Below are 15,447 nucleotides of genomic sequence, written 5' to 3'. Positions count from 1 at the left end.
GCGGGGCGCTGCCACCGCGTCAGGCGAGCGGGGCGCTGCCACCGCGTCAGGCGAGCAGGCTATCGCCATGGCATCCGGCCCGAACGGCAAGGCGCGGGGCGCTGACGGGTGCGATCTCGTCCTGCGAGAGTTTGACGACAGCGGCAAGGTCATCGCGAGATGGATCGGCACGGTGGGAATGGACGGCATTAAGCCGGACACCTGGTATCGCCTGAAGGGCGGCAAGCCGGTCGAGGTCGAATGACTAAGCAGGCCAAACCTCGCCTCTCCTGGGCGACCCGGCCGCTGCCGCCGGTCACCGTGGCCGATATAGAGCGATATCTGGATACGGTCGCGCGCCTTATGGACAAGGCCGGCCGCAAGGCCGACCTCTATCTGCCGATCTGGCGTCGGCTACAGCGCGAACTGGAAAAGCGCAAGGAAGCGGACGCGCTGCTTGCCGAGGCGAGGGCTCGCCTCACACGATCCCAGGCTAAACGATCGACGGATCAAATTTCAGCGCGATCGGCATGAGCTGCTTGCGCCGCCATTCCAGCCCGCCGCCGCTGCCATATTTCGGCCGGTCGACCGTGTGGCCCATCAGGATCCGGCGCAGCTCATCCTCGATGCCGCCTTCCTTCATCCGATCCTCGAAGGAATGCCGGAACGAATAGAGGGTGTGGCTCGACGTCGGGAACAGATTGTTCGCCTTCAGAAACTTGTTCAGCACGGCCGACAGGTCGTTTTCGCGATTCTTGTAGCGAGGAAAGCCTAATTTGTGGTGACGCTCGGCGACGGCAAACGCAACGCCGATCAATGGCACCAGGCGCCGCGACGAGGCGGTCTTGATCTCGCGCGGATCGTCGGGATCCTCGCGCGGCTCGATCGACAGATGCGGCACACGGGCCGACCAGCGGATCGCGGCGGGCTCAAGATTGCAGATCTCGCTAGGCCTTGCGCCGGTTTCGATGATCATCAGCAGGATGCCGCGCGCCTCCTCGTTGAGCGTGGCGAGTGCGCCTGGCGCCATGACCTTGTCGCGTATCCATTCGGTCGGGATCGGCGGCCGCGAGCGCTTGTTCTTCTGGCTGAACGAGAAGCCGTCGAACGGGTTCTTGCGATCGTGCTGGCCCTGGTACTTGAAGAACGCGTCGTAAAGCACGCGCATGTTGCCGAGGTCGCGGTTGCCGGAATTGGCCGATGCAGTGGCCTTCTCGCCTTTCTTCGGCACGATGCGGCCAAGCCAATGGAGGTAGACCTTGCGCGCATCGTCGGCCGTGATTTCATCGATCGGCTTATCGGAGACGATGCGCTTGAAATTGTTGACCGCGCGCTGCTTGACCTTCTTCCATTGCGCCTTCTGCAGCGCGCTTTTTCCGACCAGCTCGTCGGCGACGATCTCGTTGCAGTAAATATCGAAAGCGTCGCTGACCGTCGTCTTCGGCACGTCGATGGCGCCGAGCAGTGCCGGGCCGATCTCACTCTCCTGCGCCGGCGTGGCGGCTTCGATCGCCTCGATGCGGCGGCGCAGGTCGTCGAAGTTGTCGACATGCTCGAGCACGGCCGCCGAATGGAAGGTGAAGTCCATGGCCTCGACCCGGCGCACCGCGGCATCATAGCGAAGCCTGGCCGGATCGGTCTTGCCGTCGACCATGAAGGAGGCCCAGAGATTGTCGTCGGCCGCCTCGAGCTGGTCGCGCTTGCGGCGCGCCAGCGTCTTTTCCTTCGTCTTCAGCGTCATGCGCACCTGCGGCGCGCGGCCGTCGAGATGCGCCACCAGTTTGGGCACGCGGCGCTTGTACCACCAGTAGCCGTTGATCTCGCTCAGATAGCGATCCTCGTTGGAATCGCCGTCGGCCTGCTTCCGGTTTCGCCCCACGCCCGCACCCCAAAAAACGCCACTGGAGACAGGATAGGTGGCATGTTTTGTGGCATGAAATCAAGCCGTCTCCGCACTCGAACCTTTTTACAATTGAATTTATGTATTCGGATCAATACGTTAGAATGCAGCACACGCTAAAATCGTGGTGCGGATGAAGGGACTCGAACCCCCACGCCTTTCGGCACTGGAACCTAAATCCAGGGCGTCTACCAATTCCGCCACATCCGCGTTCCCCGGCAATCCCATGTAGCCATCATTCTGTCAATGTCGGGGTCCAGATCACCGTCATTCGCCTAATCGCGAAGATGGTTGAAAATTAGCCTAGCCTGTGACAAAAGGCGTGTCGAATGTGACGGGACGCGACTATCCGCTTCTGCAGAATGTAAGAAGAAGTAGGAAAAACAAAGACTTCTTCACATTTTTGGAAGCGCAGGTCAGGAGAGGTTGAGCCGCATTAGCGGTCAAATCACCAGGTTCCGTACCAAAAGCCATTTCCGGCAAGATTATACCGGCAGGCTGTGAACGGCTAAGAACCGTTTGGCAGCCTCATTGGTGAAAACAAAGGTTTTAGGATGCAGGTCACCGAAACGCTCAACTCCGGTCTCAAGCGCGAGATCAAGATCACCGTGCCGGCCGGTGACATGGAAGCCAAGCTGATGGCGCGGCTGAACGATGCCCGCGACAAGGTGCGGATCAACGGCTTCCGCCCCGGCAAGGTGCCAGTGCAGCACCTGCGCAAGATGTACGGCAAGTCGTTCATGGCCGAGGTCGTCAACGAGATCCTCAACGACTCGACCCGTTCGATCATCTCGGGCCGCGGCGAGAAGGCCGCCATGCAGCCCGAAGTCATCATGACCGAGGACGAGAAGGAAGCCGAGAAGATCCTGGCCGGCGGCGCCGACTTCGAGTTCCGCCTCAACTACGAGGTCATCCCGGCCATCGAGGTCAAGGATTTCTCCGACATCAAGGTGACGCGCCAAGTTTACGACGTGCCGGAACAGGAAGTCGACGACCAAGTGAAGCGGGTCGCCGAGTCGGCGCGCAGCTACGAGCCGAAGGATGGCAAGGCCGCCGAAGGCGACCGCGTGAGCATCGACTATGTCGGCAAGATCGGCGGCGAGGCCTTCGCCGGCGGCGCCGGCACCGACCAGCCGCTGGTGCTCGGCTCCAAGGAATTCATCCCGGGCTTTGAGGACCAGCTGATCGGCACCAAGGCCGGCGATGAGAAGCAGATCAGCGTCACCTTCCCCGAAAACTACCAGGCGGCCCATCTGGCCGGCAAGGAAGCCACCTTCGACGTCAGCGTCAAGGAAGTGTCCGCACCCGGCGCGCTGGAGATCAACGACGAAACGGCCAAAAACCTTGGCCTGGAATCGCTTGAGCGCCTGCGCGAGATCGTGCGCGGTCAGATCGAGAACCAGTTCGGTTCGATGACCCGCCAGAAGGTGAAGCGCCAGCTGCTCGACCAGCTCGATGCCGCCTACTCCTTCGAGGCGCCGTCAAAGCTCGTCGAGGCCGAGTTCAACAACATCTGGGCGCAGGTCAACCGCGACCTCGAAGCTGCCGGCCGCACCTTCGCCGACGAGGAGACGACGGAAGAAGAGGCGCGCGCCGAATATATGCGTCTGGCCGAACGCCGCGTGCGTCTCGGCCTGGTTCTCGCCGAGATTGGCGAGAAGGCCGGCGTCACCGTCTCGGACGAAGAGCTGCAGCGCGGCCTGTTCGAGCAGGTCCGCCGCTTCCCGGCCAACCAGCAGCAGGAAGCCTTCGAGTTCTATCGCAACAATCCCGAAGCGATCAATTCGCTGCGCGCGCCGATGTTCGAGGAGAAGGTCGTCGACTACCTGCTCGGCCAGATTTCGGTCAACGACGTCAAGGTCAGCAAGGAAGAGCTGATGGCCGACGACGAGGAGGCTGAAACCGCGACCAAGGCGAAGCCGGCGAAGAAGGCTTCCTCGAAGAAGGCCGAGGCCAAGGCAAGTGAAGCAAAGGCGGGCGAAGCCGCCGACGAGGCGGAAGAGCCCAAGAAGAAGGCCGCGCCGAAGAAAAAGGCAGCCAAGGACGCCGAGTAATACGGCTCAATAACGCGATTTTCGAAAGGCCGCCCTTGAGGCGGCCTTTTTCGTTACCGCATTCGTTGTTGCCGCGCGGCAACACAATCGGCTTCAGATGAATGCCGGCTGCTGGCGATACCGAACGTTGATGATTATCTGCGCGGTATCGCATGTCGCGGGGTTGTTCGGAGGCACGGGTGATTATGGCATTCAAGATGAAGGGCGTGGTCGTTGCCGCGGCGCTCTTGCTTGCCACGGCCCGTGTCGCACAGGCCGGACCCGATCTCGGCAACTGGCGCGTCGACGCCGCCGGCGACGGCCAGGTGACGGCGTCGCTTTACGCTACCAACAAGCTGATCACCGGCGGCGGCGCGCTGGGCTACAGTCCGGTCCTGACGCTGGCCTGCCGGCCCGACGGCGAACCGCGCTGGAGCGAATGGCTGCAGCTCAACGACGCGGTTTCGGCCAGCCGCAAGATCACCATGTCGGTGATGGTCGACGGTGGCAGCAAAATCGATGAAAGCTGGTCCGTTGGCCCTCGCGGCAAATTGCTGGTCAGGGAAGGGGATGACGGCATCAAGCGGCTGGTTTCGGCGAACCGGCTGTTGCTGTCCTGGCGCTTCGGCCTGCTGTCCGGACGCGGCGAGGCCGATTTCGAACTTGCCGGTCTGTCCGAGGCGATCGGGCAGATGGCCTCAAGCTGCAAGACCGACCTGCCGTGACCTGTCCGCACACGCCTAAACCTTCGCAAAAGCTGGCTTTTTCTTACCCATTGCGACGATTCTGTGGTATGTAGGTGCCGCAATCCCACTGAAGGGACGCGGATATTCCGCTCTGCCGTGCAGGGCACGCCAGGGGCTGGCGCGGTGCGGATCGTCCGACGTAAACGACGGCCAGGGAGGAAGTGCCATGCGCTCAACCGCGCTTTTCATCGTCTTGTCTGCTACGACCTTCTTCGCAAGCCCAACGCAGGCGCAGGATGCTGCCGCAGGCGAGAAGGTCTTCACCAAGTGCAAGGTCTGCCACATTGCCGACCAGGACCAGAACAAGGTCGGCCCGTCTCTGCACGGCGTCATCGGGCGCACCGCAGGCACGCATCCCGGTTTCACTTATTCCACGGCCATGATCGAGGCCGGAAAATCCGGCATCAAATGGGACGAGCCTACGCTGACAAAGTATCTTCACGATCCCAGGGCGATGGTCAAAGGGACGAAGATGGCGTTTCCCGGGCTCAAGAGCGATCAGGACATAGCCAACGTCATCGCTTACCTGAAACAGTTTTCCAAGTGAGCGGGTCCTTCCGGGCTCTGTCGGTGGTCGCCGGCTCGCCCCGGCCCATTGCGCTGCTGAGTGTCGTGCCCAGCGCCGTCATGCCGGCAGCGCAAAGAATCCCAACACCAGCAGAATAACGATGCCAAGGCCGAGTATGAGAAGCGTCCGCGTGTCCATGACGTTCGCCTTCGACCGGGCGCATGACCCCGAAAATCGGGAAAGGATCATGGGCCAATCAAAGTGATCCAGCGTCCTTTTGCGCGCCCCTCAGGGGCGCGCGACGCTATAGGAGAATACCGCAAAAAAACCTCTGGAACCAGTATGCAGCGTTGGCCGGCCACCGCACCCGCTCCAATGAAAAGACGACAAATCGGGCACGAAGGAGTATGTTGGCTGCCGGTGCAGGTCGCGGTTTGGGTGGCCAGTCACGCAGAGCGGTAGCACCGTGAATCCGCGACCTTGCCGGACCTTGTCTGGAGGAATGGTCATGGCAAATTTTCACGTGATCGCAGGGGCCAGCGAAACGCTGGAGCACACGAGAGTGAGAAAGATCGGTGTATCCGATCTTTTCGACGCACTCAGGCGCGGTATCGACGACTTCATGGTCAAACCCTCTCACATCGTGTTTCTGTGCATGATCTATCCGCTCGTCGGCGTGGTGCTCGCGACCTGGACATCGGGGGCGAACGCGCTGCCGCTGCTATTTCCGCTGGTGTCCGGTTTTGCGCTGATCGGCCCGTTCGCGGCGATCGGCCTCTACGAAATCAGCCGCAGACGGGAAGCCGGTCTCGATATATCCTGGCGCCACGCGTTCGAGGTCAGGAACTCCCCGGCGCTGCCGGCCATCGCCGCGGTCGGGATCATGCTGTTTGCGATCTTCATCACGTGGCTTTTGACCGCCAAGATTTTCTACGAGCAGCTGTTCGGCCCCGAGCCACCGGCGTCGCTGTCCAGCTTCATCACTGAGATATTCGCCACCGGGCGCGGCTGGACCCTGATCGTGCTGGGTCACGCCATCGGGTTCATATTCGCCGTGGTCGTGTTGTGCACCACCGTGGTGGCTTTCCCGCTGCTGCTTGATCGCGATGTCGGCGCCTACGAAGCCATTCACACCTCGGTGCGCGCGGTGCTGACGAACCCGATCGTAATGGCCGTCTGGGGACTTATCGTCGCCGTTGGGCTGATCATCGGATCGCTGCCGGTGTTCGCGGGGCTGGCGGTCGTGCTGCCAATCCTCGGCCATGCCACCTGGCATGTGTATCGCAAGGTGGTGGAGGCGCCGGCCATCCCAAGACCGGCGAACTGAGCGAACCCTGTCACGAGTACCGGCGAGAGCGCCGGTACTCTCTCACAAGGCCGGGTGGCTGAACCGTGCCTGACGCGCGCCCGTGGTCAGATTGCGGAAATCCTTGCCGCTGACATGAACAAGCGTCTTGTGGTCGCCGCCCTCGAAATAGATATCGGCGGCGTCACGCAGGCTTTCGTCCAGAATGACCGGCACATCATAGGCCGCGCCGATCGGCGGTATGGCGCCGATGTCGCAATCATCGAAGAGCGATACCACCTCGTCCTCGGAAGCGAGCCCGAGGCGGGTGTCCATAACGTCCTGCAGCTTGCCGAGTTCGATCCTGTGGGTGCTTGGGACCACGGCCAGCGCATAGCCGAGTTCATGGTGAACGACCACGGACTTCGCCATCATGCTGCCGGGCACGTGCGCGGCAATGGCGGCCTGCCTGCTGGTGGCGGTTCGATGATGCCCGACGGTATCGTAGGAGATGCCTTTGCCGTCGATAAAGTCTCTCAGTCTGTTTGCTATCGTCATTGTCCGCGTCCTTTGCTTGAGTTTACGACGCACACGCCAAACCAAAAACGGACCGGCGGCCCTATGGTTTCATGGCCGGCCCTACTGTGCCCGGCTGGTCGTGCTGCGGCCGGACTCGAATCGCGTCAGGGGCCGGGCCCGAAAAATGCGATACGGGTCAAAAGCGTATAGTCGGCCTCGAAGACCATCATCGTCACGAAAACCAGCACCAGTATCGGCGGCAGGATGATCGCATACATCATCGCCAGCCGCTCCCAGGCCATATGCATGAAGACGGCGACGATCAGTCCTGCCTTGAGCATCATGAAGATCAGGATAAGCGACCATCTGAGGTAACCGTCGATACCGAAATAGTCGACTAGATAGGAGCAGGTGCTGAGAATGAACAGCCATGCCCAGACCACCAGATAGAGCTTGATCGGGTGTTCCTGATGCGTGTCCGCCTTGGCGGCGGCCACCGCATCGTGGGTGGAGTGCAGCGCGTGTTGTCCGAGACCGTTTGCGGTTGCTTCAGCCATGTCTTCCTCTCAAAGCCCGCCTCTCACCAAAGATAGAAGAAGGCGAAGATGAACACCCAGACCAGATCGACGAAGTGCCAGTAGAGTCCCATGATCTCGACATTCTCGTAGCGGCCCCGGCGACTGGTGAAAAAACCGGGTCGTCCGATGTCGAAGTCGCCGCGCCAGACTTTTCGCGCCACGATGATCAGGAAGATCACGCCGATGGTCACGTGGGTGCCGTGGAAGCCGGTGATCATGAAAAAGCACGAGCCGAATTGCGCGGCTCCCCAGGGGTTGCCCCAGGGCCGCACCCCTTCGGTGATGAGCTTGGTCCATTCGAAGGCCTGCATGCCGACGAAGGTCGCGCCGAGCGCGGCGGTCAAAAGCATCAGGATCGCGGTTTTGCGACGATCGCGGCGGTAGCCGAAATTGACCGCCATGGCCATGGTTCCGCTGCTGGAGATCAGCACGAAAGTCATGATGGCGATCAGGATGAGGGGGATTTCCGAGCCGCCGATGCGCAAGGCGAAGACCTCGCTTGGATTCGGCCACGGCACGCGCGTGGAGATCCGCGCCGTCATATAGGACAGCAGGAAGCAACCGAAAATGAAGGTGTCGCTGAGCAGGAAGATCCACATCATGGCCTTGCCCCAGGACACGTTCTTGAACGCGCGCTGGTCCGAGGCCCAGTCGGCGGCGATGCCTTGCCAGCCCGCTGGCCGGGGCGCCATCCGGTCGGTATGTGTCAGGGTCGTCTCGGCCATCGCCGGTCTCCTAGGTCAGCAGCCGTTGGCAAATGTCGATGAACGTCGCCGCCCAGCCGGCCAGAACGGCGAAGATGCAGAGCCAGACAAAAAGCAGGAAATGCCAATACATGGCGCAGAGCTCGACGCTGAGGCGCAGCCGCTCCGGCCGCGCTCCGTTCCAGGCGCCGGCGCTCGTCCTGCCGAGGCCGACCAGCCCGCCCAATATGTGCAGGCCATGCATTGCGGTGATCAGATAGAAGAAGCTGTTGGCCGGGTTGGAGGCCAGCAGGTAGCCGTCTTCGGTGAGCTGCCGCCAGGCCATCAACTGGCCGGCAAGGAAGGCGAGGGCGGTCAGTCCGGCCGTTGCAAGGCCGAGCCTGACCATGTCCATCTGGCCTTTGCGCGCGGCGACCACGGCACATTGCAGCGCGACGCTGCTCAGCACCAGCACGCCGGTGTTCAGCCAGAGCAGGCGCGGCAGCGGCAGCGGCCGCCAGTCCGACAGGCCCATGCGCATGAAGTAGGCGCTGGTGAAGAGCGAGAACAGGCAGCCGACGACGGCGAGGAAGACGCCGAGGCCGATCTTGGCGGTGGGCAGGGCCGACCGGTCAAGGCTGACGAAATCTCCCGCCAGGCCTTGCTCGAGCCACGGCTTCGCCGTCAGCCGCTGGTGCGAAAGCCACCATCCGGCAAAGCCGGCGATCACAGCCAAGAAGACCAGGATGACGCTCATGGTTGCTCCCTGGATGGGCCGAGGCCGAAGGAGCCAGGCACGTTCTGCGGGATGAAGTCCTCCTTGGCGCCCGGAACGCTGTAGTCATAGGCCCAGCGATAGACGATCGGCAGCTCCTTGCCGAAATTGCCGTGCGCAGGCGGCGTATGGGGCGTCTGCCATTCGAGCGTCGTTGCCCGCCACGGGTTGCCGCCGGCCTCGCGACCATGGCGGATGCTCCAGATCAGGTTGAACAGGAACACCATCTGCGCGAAGCCGACGATGAAGGCCATGATGCTGATGAACGAGTTCAGATGATGGGCCGACTCCGTCATGATGGTCATGTCGGTCAGCTCGGCGTAGCGCCGCGGGATGCCCATCAGGCCGAGATAGTGCATGGGGAAGAAGATCAGATAGGCGCCAAGAAAGGTCACCCAGAAATGGAAGCGGCCGAGCGTCTCGTCGAGCATGCGGCCGGTTACCTTAGGGTACCAGTGGTAGATCGCGCCGAAGATCACCAGGATCGGGGCGACGCCCATGACCATGTGGAAATGGGCAACGACGAACATCGTGTCGGAGAGCGGCACGTCGACAACCACGTTGCCGAGGAAGAGCCCGGTCAAGCCGCCATTGACGAAGGTGACGATGAAGGCGAGCGCGAAAAGCATCGGTATGGTTAGGTGGATGTCGCCGCGCCACAGCGTCAGCACCCAGTTGTAGACCTTGATGGCGGTCGGAATGGCTATGATCAAGGTGGTGGTGGCGAAGAAGAAGCCGAAATAGGGGTGCATGCCGCTGACATACATGTGGTGCGCCCAGACCACGAAGCTCAGCGCGCCGATGGCGATGATGGCCCAGACCATCATGCGGTAGCCGAAGATGTTCTTGCGCGCATGGGTGCTGATCAGGTCGGAGACAATGCCGAAGGCCGGCAGCGCCACGATGTAGACTTCCGGGTGGCCGAAGAACCAGAACAGATGCTGGAAGAGGATCGGGCTGCCGCCATTGTGCTGCAGCTGCTCGCCCATCTCGACAACCGCCGGCATGAAGAAGGAGGTGCCGAGCAGGCGGTCGAGCAGCATCATCACACAAGCAACGAACAGCGCCGGGAAGGCGAGCAGTGCCATGACGGTGGCGGTGAAGATGCCCCAGACGGTGAGCGGCAGGCGCATCAAGGTCATGCCGCGCGTGCGGCCCTGCAGCACCGTCACCACATAGTTCAGGCCACCCATGGTGAAGCCGATGATGAACAGGATGAGCGAAGAGAGCATCAGGATGATGCCCCAGTCCTGGCCTCCCGGCGTGCCGGTCATGATCGCCTGCGGCGGGTAGAGCGTCCAGCCGGCGCCCGTCGGTCCGCCCGGCGCAAAGAAGCTCGACACCAGCACCAGCACCGCCAGCAGATAGACCCAGTAGCTCAGCATGTTGACATAGGGAAAGACCATGTCGCGGGCGCCGACCATCAGCGGGATGAGGTAGTTGCCGAAGCCGCCGAGGAAGAGCGCCGTGAGCAGGTAGATCACCATGATCATGCCGTGCATGGTGATGAACTGGTAATAGGCCTCCGGAGTGATGAAGTCGAACGTGCCGGGAAAGCCGAGCTGCAGGCGCATCAGCCAGGACAGCACCAGCGCGACGAGGCCTATTGCCGTTGCCGTCGCCGAATACTGGACCGCTATGACCTTGGCGTCTTGCGAGAAGACGTATTTCGTCCACCAGCTGTGCGGATGGTAGAGTTCCACCTCCCCGACTTCGGCGGGGGGAACGGCATCTGCGGGTGTGACGTCGACCATGGGAGCACCTCCGCGCCCTGTTCAGCGGGCCTCGAGCGTTTCGAGCTTTGCCGCGACGTCCAAACCGGACGCCATCGTCTTTCCTGACGGTTGGTTCACAGAGCCCGTTTGCTTGGGCGCCGACAATTGCGCAAAGGTCTGCTGCTGGCCGACCCAGGCCAGATAGTCCTGCTCGGTGTCGACCACGACCGTGCCATGCATCAGCGGGTGTCCCTGGCCGCACAACTCGGCGCACAAGACCTGGAAGGTTCCGGTCCTGGTTGGAGTGAACCAGAAATAGGTGACCGAACCCGGGATCATGTCCATCTTGGCGCGGAATTCCGGGATGTAGAAATCGTGCAGCACGTCGATCGAGCGCAATAGCACCTTGACCGGCTTGCCGACCGGCAAGTGCAGGTCTGCCGCCTCGACCACGATATCGTCCTGGCCGTTGGGGTCGCCGGGCGCGATGCCGAGCGGATTTTCAGCCGATACGTCGCGGGTGTCGGACGTGCCGAGCTTGCCGTCCTTGCCGGGCAGGCGGAAGCTCCATTGCCATTGCTGACCGATAACCTCGATATCGGCGGCCTCGCTGGGAACGTTGACGAAGCGGCTCCAGACGAACAGGCCGGGAACCAGCAAGGCAGTGACACCGGCAGCGGTGACGATCATCAGCCACGATTCGAGGCGCTTGTTCTCCGGTTCATATGCCGCGCGATTGCCTTCCCGATGCCGGAAGCGGAAGACGCAGTAGGCCATAAAGAGCACGACAGCGGAAAAGACGATGCCGGTGATCCAGAAGCTGATGATGATGGTGTTGTCGATATAGTCCCAGTTCGAGGCAATCGGCGTCCACCACCATGGGCTCAGGAAGTGGAACAACACCGAGCCCACGACGATCAAAACGAGTACAAGCACTACTGCCATGTCCCGTTCCTCCAGTATTTCGCCGGAACACGAAGCATCCCGGGAAAATACCAAACCGCATCATGATCGATTTCCCGTTGAAATTCCAGAGCCGACTGTCTGATGAGGAGACAGCGTCGTTCCCCTGCATCCTCGGACGTCGGGAAAACACCTCAGATCAGCAGCAGGCCCTTCATCGAGGCATTGCCCTTGCGGCCGATGATGATGTGGTCGTGGACCGCGATGCCGAGCGGCTTCGCCGTGTCGATGATCTGCGGCGCGACGGCGTCGGCTCGCCGGGAGCAAGAAGGGGCCGAATTGACCAAAACCCTGTTACTGCTCACTCCTCTTTAAAGGCGTGAGCAAAACTGTCGGCAACCGGTTGGAAAAGATATTCGAGCAGGGTTCGCCTGCCGGTAACAACGGAGACGTCCACCGGCATTCCCGGATATAGCTTTACTTGAGGGAGCTTCTTGAGCTGATCGGCGCCCACCTCGACTGTTGCCTTGAAAAACGTCGCTCCGCTGCGCTCGTCGATCTCCGCGTCGGCTGAAACGCGGGTAACGGCGCCCTCCACCGTGGGCGTGGTCCTTTGCTTGTACGCCACCAGGCGCACCGTCGCCGGCAGACCAGGGCGAACGACATCGATGTCCAGGGGCTGGATCTTGACGTCCAGCACCATCTTGTCCTGAACGGGAACGAGGTCGAGAATAGCACCGCCCGCAGCCACAACTCCGCCCGGCGTGAAGTAGCGAAGGTTCATCACCACGCCATCCTCAGGCGCGACGACATCCCGGCGCGCTGCGCGCGCTCCGGTCTTCTGAAGCGCCTTTTCGAGATCCGAGCGTTTGGTCTGAACGTCACGCAGATCCTCGGCGGCCTTCTTGATATACGAGAGCCGGCCATTGTCGATCTGTGCATTTGCCTCGGCGACCTGCTGTCGCAGGCTTTCTATACTCGCGCGGTTCGAGTCGGCCTCGCCCTGGGCGGCGATGATCTGGCGCTCGAGCTGGAGCGCTCGGGACTTCACGCCATAGCCCTTCTTGAGAAGTGTGCGGGCGTCCGCCAGCTCTTCCCGCAGATACGGTAACTGGATCTCGAAGGCTGCAACTCTCGCGGCGAGCGCCGACATCTGAGCCTGGTACTGGGCGATCCGCTGCTGCCAGACCTCGACCTCCGACGCCTGCACCTTGGCCTGATCCCGGAAGATGCGCTCCTGTCCGGCCATGGCCTCGGCGACGCCCGGCTCGCTTCGCCTGGACGACAAGTCCGCCGGGATGGAATTGTGCTCAGGGCGTCGTGCTGCGCCGTCAGGCGGGCTTCGCTGGCGAGCGCGGAGTCGAGCTCGCCGCGCACGGCATCGCGATCGGATTCCGCGTCGAGCCCGTCAAGGCGCACCAATGTCTGGCCCTGTTTGACCGCATCTCCTTCCCGGACCAGGATTTCCCGGATGATGCCGCCCTCCAGGTGCTGGACGGTCTTGCGGTTGCTGTCCACCTTCACCATACCCGGCGCGACCGCCGCGCTGGTCAGCGGCGCTGTCGCCGCCCAAAGGCCGAAGCAGCCGAACAACAGACCGATGACGGTCAGGCCACCGAACACGTAGGCCCTCACCGCCGGCCAGGCGGGCGGTGGGGGCGGCATTTCCAATGACAGGGCAGCTTCCGTCACGATCCCGTCCTTTCAGAGCTCACGACCCGGACCTGCGGCGCTGCTGACTGCTGCTCGGGACGGCGCAGTTGCGCCAGCACGCCGTCACGCGGGCCGAACATTTGCGGCTGGCCTTCGTTAAGTACCAGAACGCAATCAACGTTCACCATCAGTGACGGGCGGCAATCGGAATAATGAGAACACGCTACGGGGCGTACCTAATCGATGCACTCGGCCTTAGAAGCCGCATCGGGCCAGCCCGGACGGCCGAGGCAGTCTTGATCAAGGACGAACTGAGTGCGCTGTCGAGACGACGATTTCGGAGCACGGCGGCAAGCGCGGCAAGACGGTTGTATGCGCAACCAGCCTCCGACCGATTCGCTCCAGCAGTTGCCGATCGTTGTTGGCCCAGACTTCCATCGATCGATGAAGTTTTTTCGCGAACGCGTACAAGTACGCCTTTGTCGTTAACTGTTCATCGAGTTGGCTGTTGACGCTTCCCGGGATAGAGTTAATAATATCCTAATATATAGGGGTAGCGCGAATTATCTCCCGACCGGCAACAACGAGCTACAGCGCTACTGGGGCAGGGGAAACGCAGCGCGGTTATTTATAGCCGTCGCAGTCATCACCATCGAGCCACCGCCTGTCTGTGAGCTGCCAATATGGCTGGCCCACGGGCCAGGCTGTCGGGTTGCGCCTGGTTGCATGGCACTTTGATCATTTCCTCTCCCCGTTAGACTGGGCGCCGATCTTTTCGGCATGGTTAGTCGGCCGTCTCGGACGGCCAATAGGCGGGCGCCGGGAGCGTCTGTCCGCAGGGGGTAGAAATGGCCACTTCGACTGTTGGCACGAGCGGCAACGACAATCTAGTTGGCGGCAGCGGAGACGACGTGCTGTCCGGGGGCGCTGGAAACGACCGCCTGAATGGCGGATCGGGCGCAGACACGCTCGATGGAGGCACCGGCTTCGATACGGTCTTGGGCGGATCCGGGGCGGACACTCTTATCTACCGAGCATGGGAAAATCAGTACAAGATCGGCGGCCAAGTCTTCGGCACGGGAACGACGGCCGGACAAACGATCTTTTCCGGCTACGATGCCTATGATGGCGGCAACGGGAATGCTGCCAAGGGCACTGCCGAAATCGATACGCTTTTCATCTATCTAAGCAATGATCAGCTCAATAACGCTTCGTTTATGACGACGCTTAACGGTGAGATTGCTCAGTTTCGAGCCTTTATAGCCGCGAACTCGAACGTGAATACCGGACAGGCAGGTCAGGCAGAATTCACCTTCACCAGCATCAATTTGAAAGTCTCCGCGATCGAGCAGGTTTTCGTCGCCCGTGACCCAGGCTCACCTGTCGGAATTGACGACACCAACGCCGCGGATCCGGTGCGCGAGGCCGGTGTTGGCCCGGGAAATACACCTGTAGCGGGCGATCCCACAGCCGCGGGCAACGTGCTGTCTAACGATACGGATGCGGACGATGGCCAGCCGTCCTTGGTTGTCTCGGCGGTCCGGACAGGTCCGGAATCCGGATCTGGAAATGGGGGGACCGTCGGATCTCCGTTGGTGGGCACCTATGGCTCACTGACCTTGAATGCGAACGGAACTTATACCTACACGCTCAACAACGGTGATGTGGACACGAACGCGCTGGCGGACGGGGTCACAGTCACTGAGGTGTTTACATACACCGTCCGTGACCCGCATGGGCTCACGGATACTGCGCAGCTTACCATCACCATCACTGGAACGAATGACATTGTCTCGATCACCAGCGGCGCACAGAACGGTGCGGTCGTCGAAGATGCCAACACGACACCTTCGGCGACTGACTCGCTCAACGCCGCCGGCACGATCACCTTCAACGACGTCGACCTCAGCGATGGCCACACTGCGTCGTTCACGCCGACCGCCGGTGAGACTGCGCTCGGCACCTTCTCGCTTGACCCTGTCAGTGAAGCCGCGAACGCCGCCAACGGCTCGGTGCAATGGCACTACGCCCTCAACAACGCCGCCGCCCAGTACCTGGCCGACGGCCAGAGCGTGGTCGAGCACTACACCGTAACGGTCAACGACGGCCATGGCTCGGCGGCAACGCAGGTCGTAACCGTCACCATCACCGGCACCAACGACGCGGCGAC

Annotated in this window: 15 protein-coding genes, 1 tRNA gene and 2 pseudogenes; 8 read left to right on the top strand and 10 right to left on the bottom strand. The window is 61.7% G+C overall.

Features of this window, described 5'->3' with window-relative positions:
• Both DH10_RS25920 and DH10_RS25915 read left to right on the top strand, forming a co-directional pair.
• Positions 1–244: pseudogene (locus DH10_RS25920) on the top strand (DUF7666 domain-containing protein); the annotation flags it as partial.
• A complete protein-coding gene (locus tag DH10_RS25915) occupies positions 241–513 on the top strand; it encodes a hypothetical protein (RefSeq protein WP_192385506.1) in 273 nt (90 codons plus the stop codon). The pseudogene DH10_RS25920 and the gene DH10_RS25915, both read left to right, overlap by 4 nt.
• Here the strand turns inward: DH10_RS25915 and DH10_RS25910 are convergent.
• Together DH10_RS25910 and DH10_RS25905 are read right to left on the bottom strand one after the other, a co-directional pair.
• Positions 473–1,858, bottom strand: a complete 1,386-nt coding sequence (locus DH10_RS25910; protein WP_192385505.1) for a DUF6538 domain-containing protein — start codon at positions 1,856–1,858, stop codon at positions 473–475. The two genes, DH10_RS25915 and DH10_RS25910, sit on opposite strands and share 41 nt — an antisense overlap.
• A 146-nt stretch (positions 1,859–2,004) precedes the next feature.
• A tRNA-Leu gene (locus DH10_RS25905) sits at positions 2,005–2,089 on the bottom strand.
• Positions 2,090–2,433: 344 nt separating this feature from the next.
• Here DH10_RS25905 and tig point away from each other — a divergent pair.
• The 4 genes from tig (at position 2,434) to DH10_RS25885 (ending at position 6,493) form a co-directional block, all read left to right on the top strand.
• A complete protein-coding gene (gene tig / locus DH10_RS25900) occupies positions 2,434–3,933 on the top strand; it encodes a trigger factor (protein ID WP_192245939.1) in 1,500 nt (499 codons plus the stop codon).
• A 185-nt stretch (positions 3,934–4,118) separates the two neighbouring features.
• Complete coding sequence (locus tag DH10_RS25895) at positions 4,119–4,637, top strand: hypothetical protein (protein WP_192245938.1); 519 nt, start codon at positions 4,119–4,121, stop codon at positions 4,635–4,637.
• Between the two features lie 187 nt (positions 4,638–4,824).
• Positions 4,825–5,205 (top strand): c-type cytochrome, encoded by a 381-nt coding sequence (locus tag DH10_RS25890; protein ID WP_192245937.1) that lies wholly within the window; start codon positions 4,825–4,827, stop codon positions 5,203–5,205.
• Positions 5,206–5,674: 469 nt separating this feature from the next.
• A complete protein-coding gene (locus DH10_RS25885) occupies positions 5,675–6,493 on the top strand; it encodes a DUF2189 domain-containing protein (RefSeq protein WP_192245936.1) in 819 nt (272 codons plus the stop codon).
• A gap of 42 nt (positions 6,494–6,535) precedes the next feature.
• On the opposite strand, the gene DH10_RS25880 is transcribed toward DH10_RS25885, so the two are convergent.
• From DH10_RS25880 to DH10_RS25845, 8 genes and pseudogenes are all read right to left on the bottom strand, one after another.
• Entirely contained in the window at positions 6,536–7,009 is a 474-nt protein-coding gene (locus DH10_RS25880; protein ID WP_192245934.1) for an aminoacyl-tRNA deacylase, read from the bottom strand.
• A gap of 125 nt (positions 7,010–7,134) precedes the next feature.
• Entirely contained in the window at positions 7,135–7,527 is a 393-nt protein-coding gene (locus DH10_RS25875; RefSeq protein WP_192245932.1) for a cytochrome C oxidase subunit IV family protein, read from the bottom strand.
• A gap of 23 nt (positions 7,528–7,550) precedes the next feature.
• On the bottom strand, positions 7,551–8,273 hold the full coding sequence (locus tag DH10_RS25870) for a heme-copper oxidase subunit III family protein (RefSeq protein ID WP_192245930.1): 723 nt from the start codon (positions 8,271–8,273) through the stop codon (positions 7,551–7,553).
• A gap of 10 nt (positions 8,274–8,283) precedes the next feature.
• Positions 8,284–8,988, bottom strand: a complete 705-nt coding sequence (locus DH10_RS25865) for a cytochrome c oxidase subunit 3 (RefSeq protein ID WP_192245928.1) — start codon at positions 8,986–8,988, stop codon at positions 8,284–8,286.
• Positions 8,985–10,760: a cytochrome c oxidase subunit I gene (ctaD, locus tag DH10_RS25860; protein ID WP_192245926.1), complete on the bottom strand. Its 1,776-nt coding sequence runs from the start codon at positions 10,758–10,760 to the stop codon at positions 8,985–8,987. The genes DH10_RS25865 and ctaD overlap by 4 nt, the downstream gene beginning before the upstream one ends.
• A gap of 21 nt (positions 10,761–10,781) precedes the next feature.
• Entirely contained in the window at positions 10,782–11,666 is an 885-nt protein-coding gene (locus DH10_RS25855) for a cytochrome c oxidase subunit II (protein ID WP_192245924.1), read from the bottom strand.
• 152 nt (positions 11,667–11,818) lie between these two features.
• A pseudogene (locus tag DH10_RS37725) lies at positions 11,819–11,974 on the bottom strand (JAB domain-containing protein); the annotation flags it as partial.
• An 11-nt stretch (positions 11,975–11,985) separates the two neighbouring features.
• Positions 11,986–13,017 carry an HlyD family type I secretion periplasmic adaptor subunit gene (locus tag DH10_RS25845; protein ID WP_312891227.1) on the bottom strand — a complete coding sequence of 344 codons (1,032 nt, stop codon included), beginning with the start codon at positions 13,015–13,017 and terminating at the stop codon, positions 11,986–11,988.
• Here DH10_RS25845 and DH10_RS38415 point away from each other — a divergent pair.
• Together DH10_RS38415 and DH10_RS25835 are read left to right on the top strand one after the other, a co-directional pair.
• On the top strand, positions 12,945–13,298 hold the full coding sequence (locus DH10_RS38415) for a hypothetical protein (protein ID WP_246505936.1): 354 nt from the start codon (positions 12,945–12,947) through the stop codon (positions 13,296–13,298). The genes DH10_RS25845 and DH10_RS38415 overlap by 73 nt on opposite strands.
• An 827-nt stretch (positions 13,299–14,125) precedes the next feature.
• Positions 14,126–15,447: VCBS domain-containing protein (locus DH10_RS25835; RefSeq protein ID WP_210327854.1), on the top strand; the 1,322-nt coding region annotated here is incomplete at its 3' end.

Origin of the sequence: Mesorhizobium silamurunense (genome assembly GCF_014843825.1) — a bacterium.
GTDB classification, from domain to species: domain Bacteria; phylum Pseudomonadota; class Alphaproteobacteria; order Rhizobiales; family Rhizobiaceae; genus Mesorhizobium; species Mesorhizobium silamurunense.
This window is presented reverse-complemented; position numbering and strand designations above follow the sequence as displayed.

What these genes read in the sequence shown, in the direction of transcription:
- DH10_RS25915 (WP_192385506.1), top strand. Translation starts at nt 241, where the DNA reads ATGACTAAGCAGGCCAAACCTCGCCTCTCCTGGGCGACCCGGCCGCTG.
- tig (WP_192245939.1), top strand. Translation starts at nt 2,434, where the DNA reads ATGCAGGTCACCGAAACGCTCAACTCCGGTCTCAAGCGCGAGATCAAG.
- DH10_RS25895 (WP_192245938.1), top strand. Translation starts at nt 4,119, where the DNA reads ATGGCATTCAAGATGAAGGGCGTGGTCGTTGCCGCGGCGCTCTTGCTT.
- DH10_RS25890 (WP_192245937.1), top strand. Translation starts at nt 4,825, where the DNA reads ATGCGCTCAACCGCGCTTTTCATCGTCTTGTCTGCTACGACCTTCTTC.
- DH10_RS25885 (WP_192245936.1), top strand. Translation starts at nt 5,675, where the DNA reads ATGGCAAATTTTCACGTGATCGCAGGGGCCAGCGAAACGCTGGAGCAC.
- DH10_RS25880 (WP_192245934.1), bottom strand. Translation starts at nt 7,009, where the DNA reads ATGACGATAGCAAACAGACTGAGAGACTTTATCGACGGCAAAGGCATC.
- DH10_RS25875 (WP_192245932.1), bottom strand. Translation starts at nt 7,527, where the DNA reads ATGGCTGAAGCAACCGCAAACGGTCTCGGACAACACGCGCTGCACTCC.
- DH10_RS25870 (WP_192245930.1), bottom strand. Translation starts at nt 8,273, where the DNA reads ATGGCCGAGACGACCCTGACACATACCGACCGGATGGCGCCCCGGCCA.
- DH10_RS25865 (WP_192245928.1), bottom strand. Translation starts at nt 8,988, where the DNA reads ATGAGCGTCATCCTGGTCTTCTTGGCTGTGATCGCCGGCTTTGCCGGA.
- ctaD (WP_192245926.1), bottom strand. Translation starts at nt 10,760, where the DNA reads ATGGTCGACGTCACACCCGCAGATGCCGTTCCCCCCGCCGAAGTCGGG.
- DH10_RS25855 (WP_192245924.1), bottom strand. Translation starts at nt 11,666, where the DNA reads ATGGCAGTAGTGCTTGTACTCGTTTTGATCGTCGTGGGCTCGGTGTTG.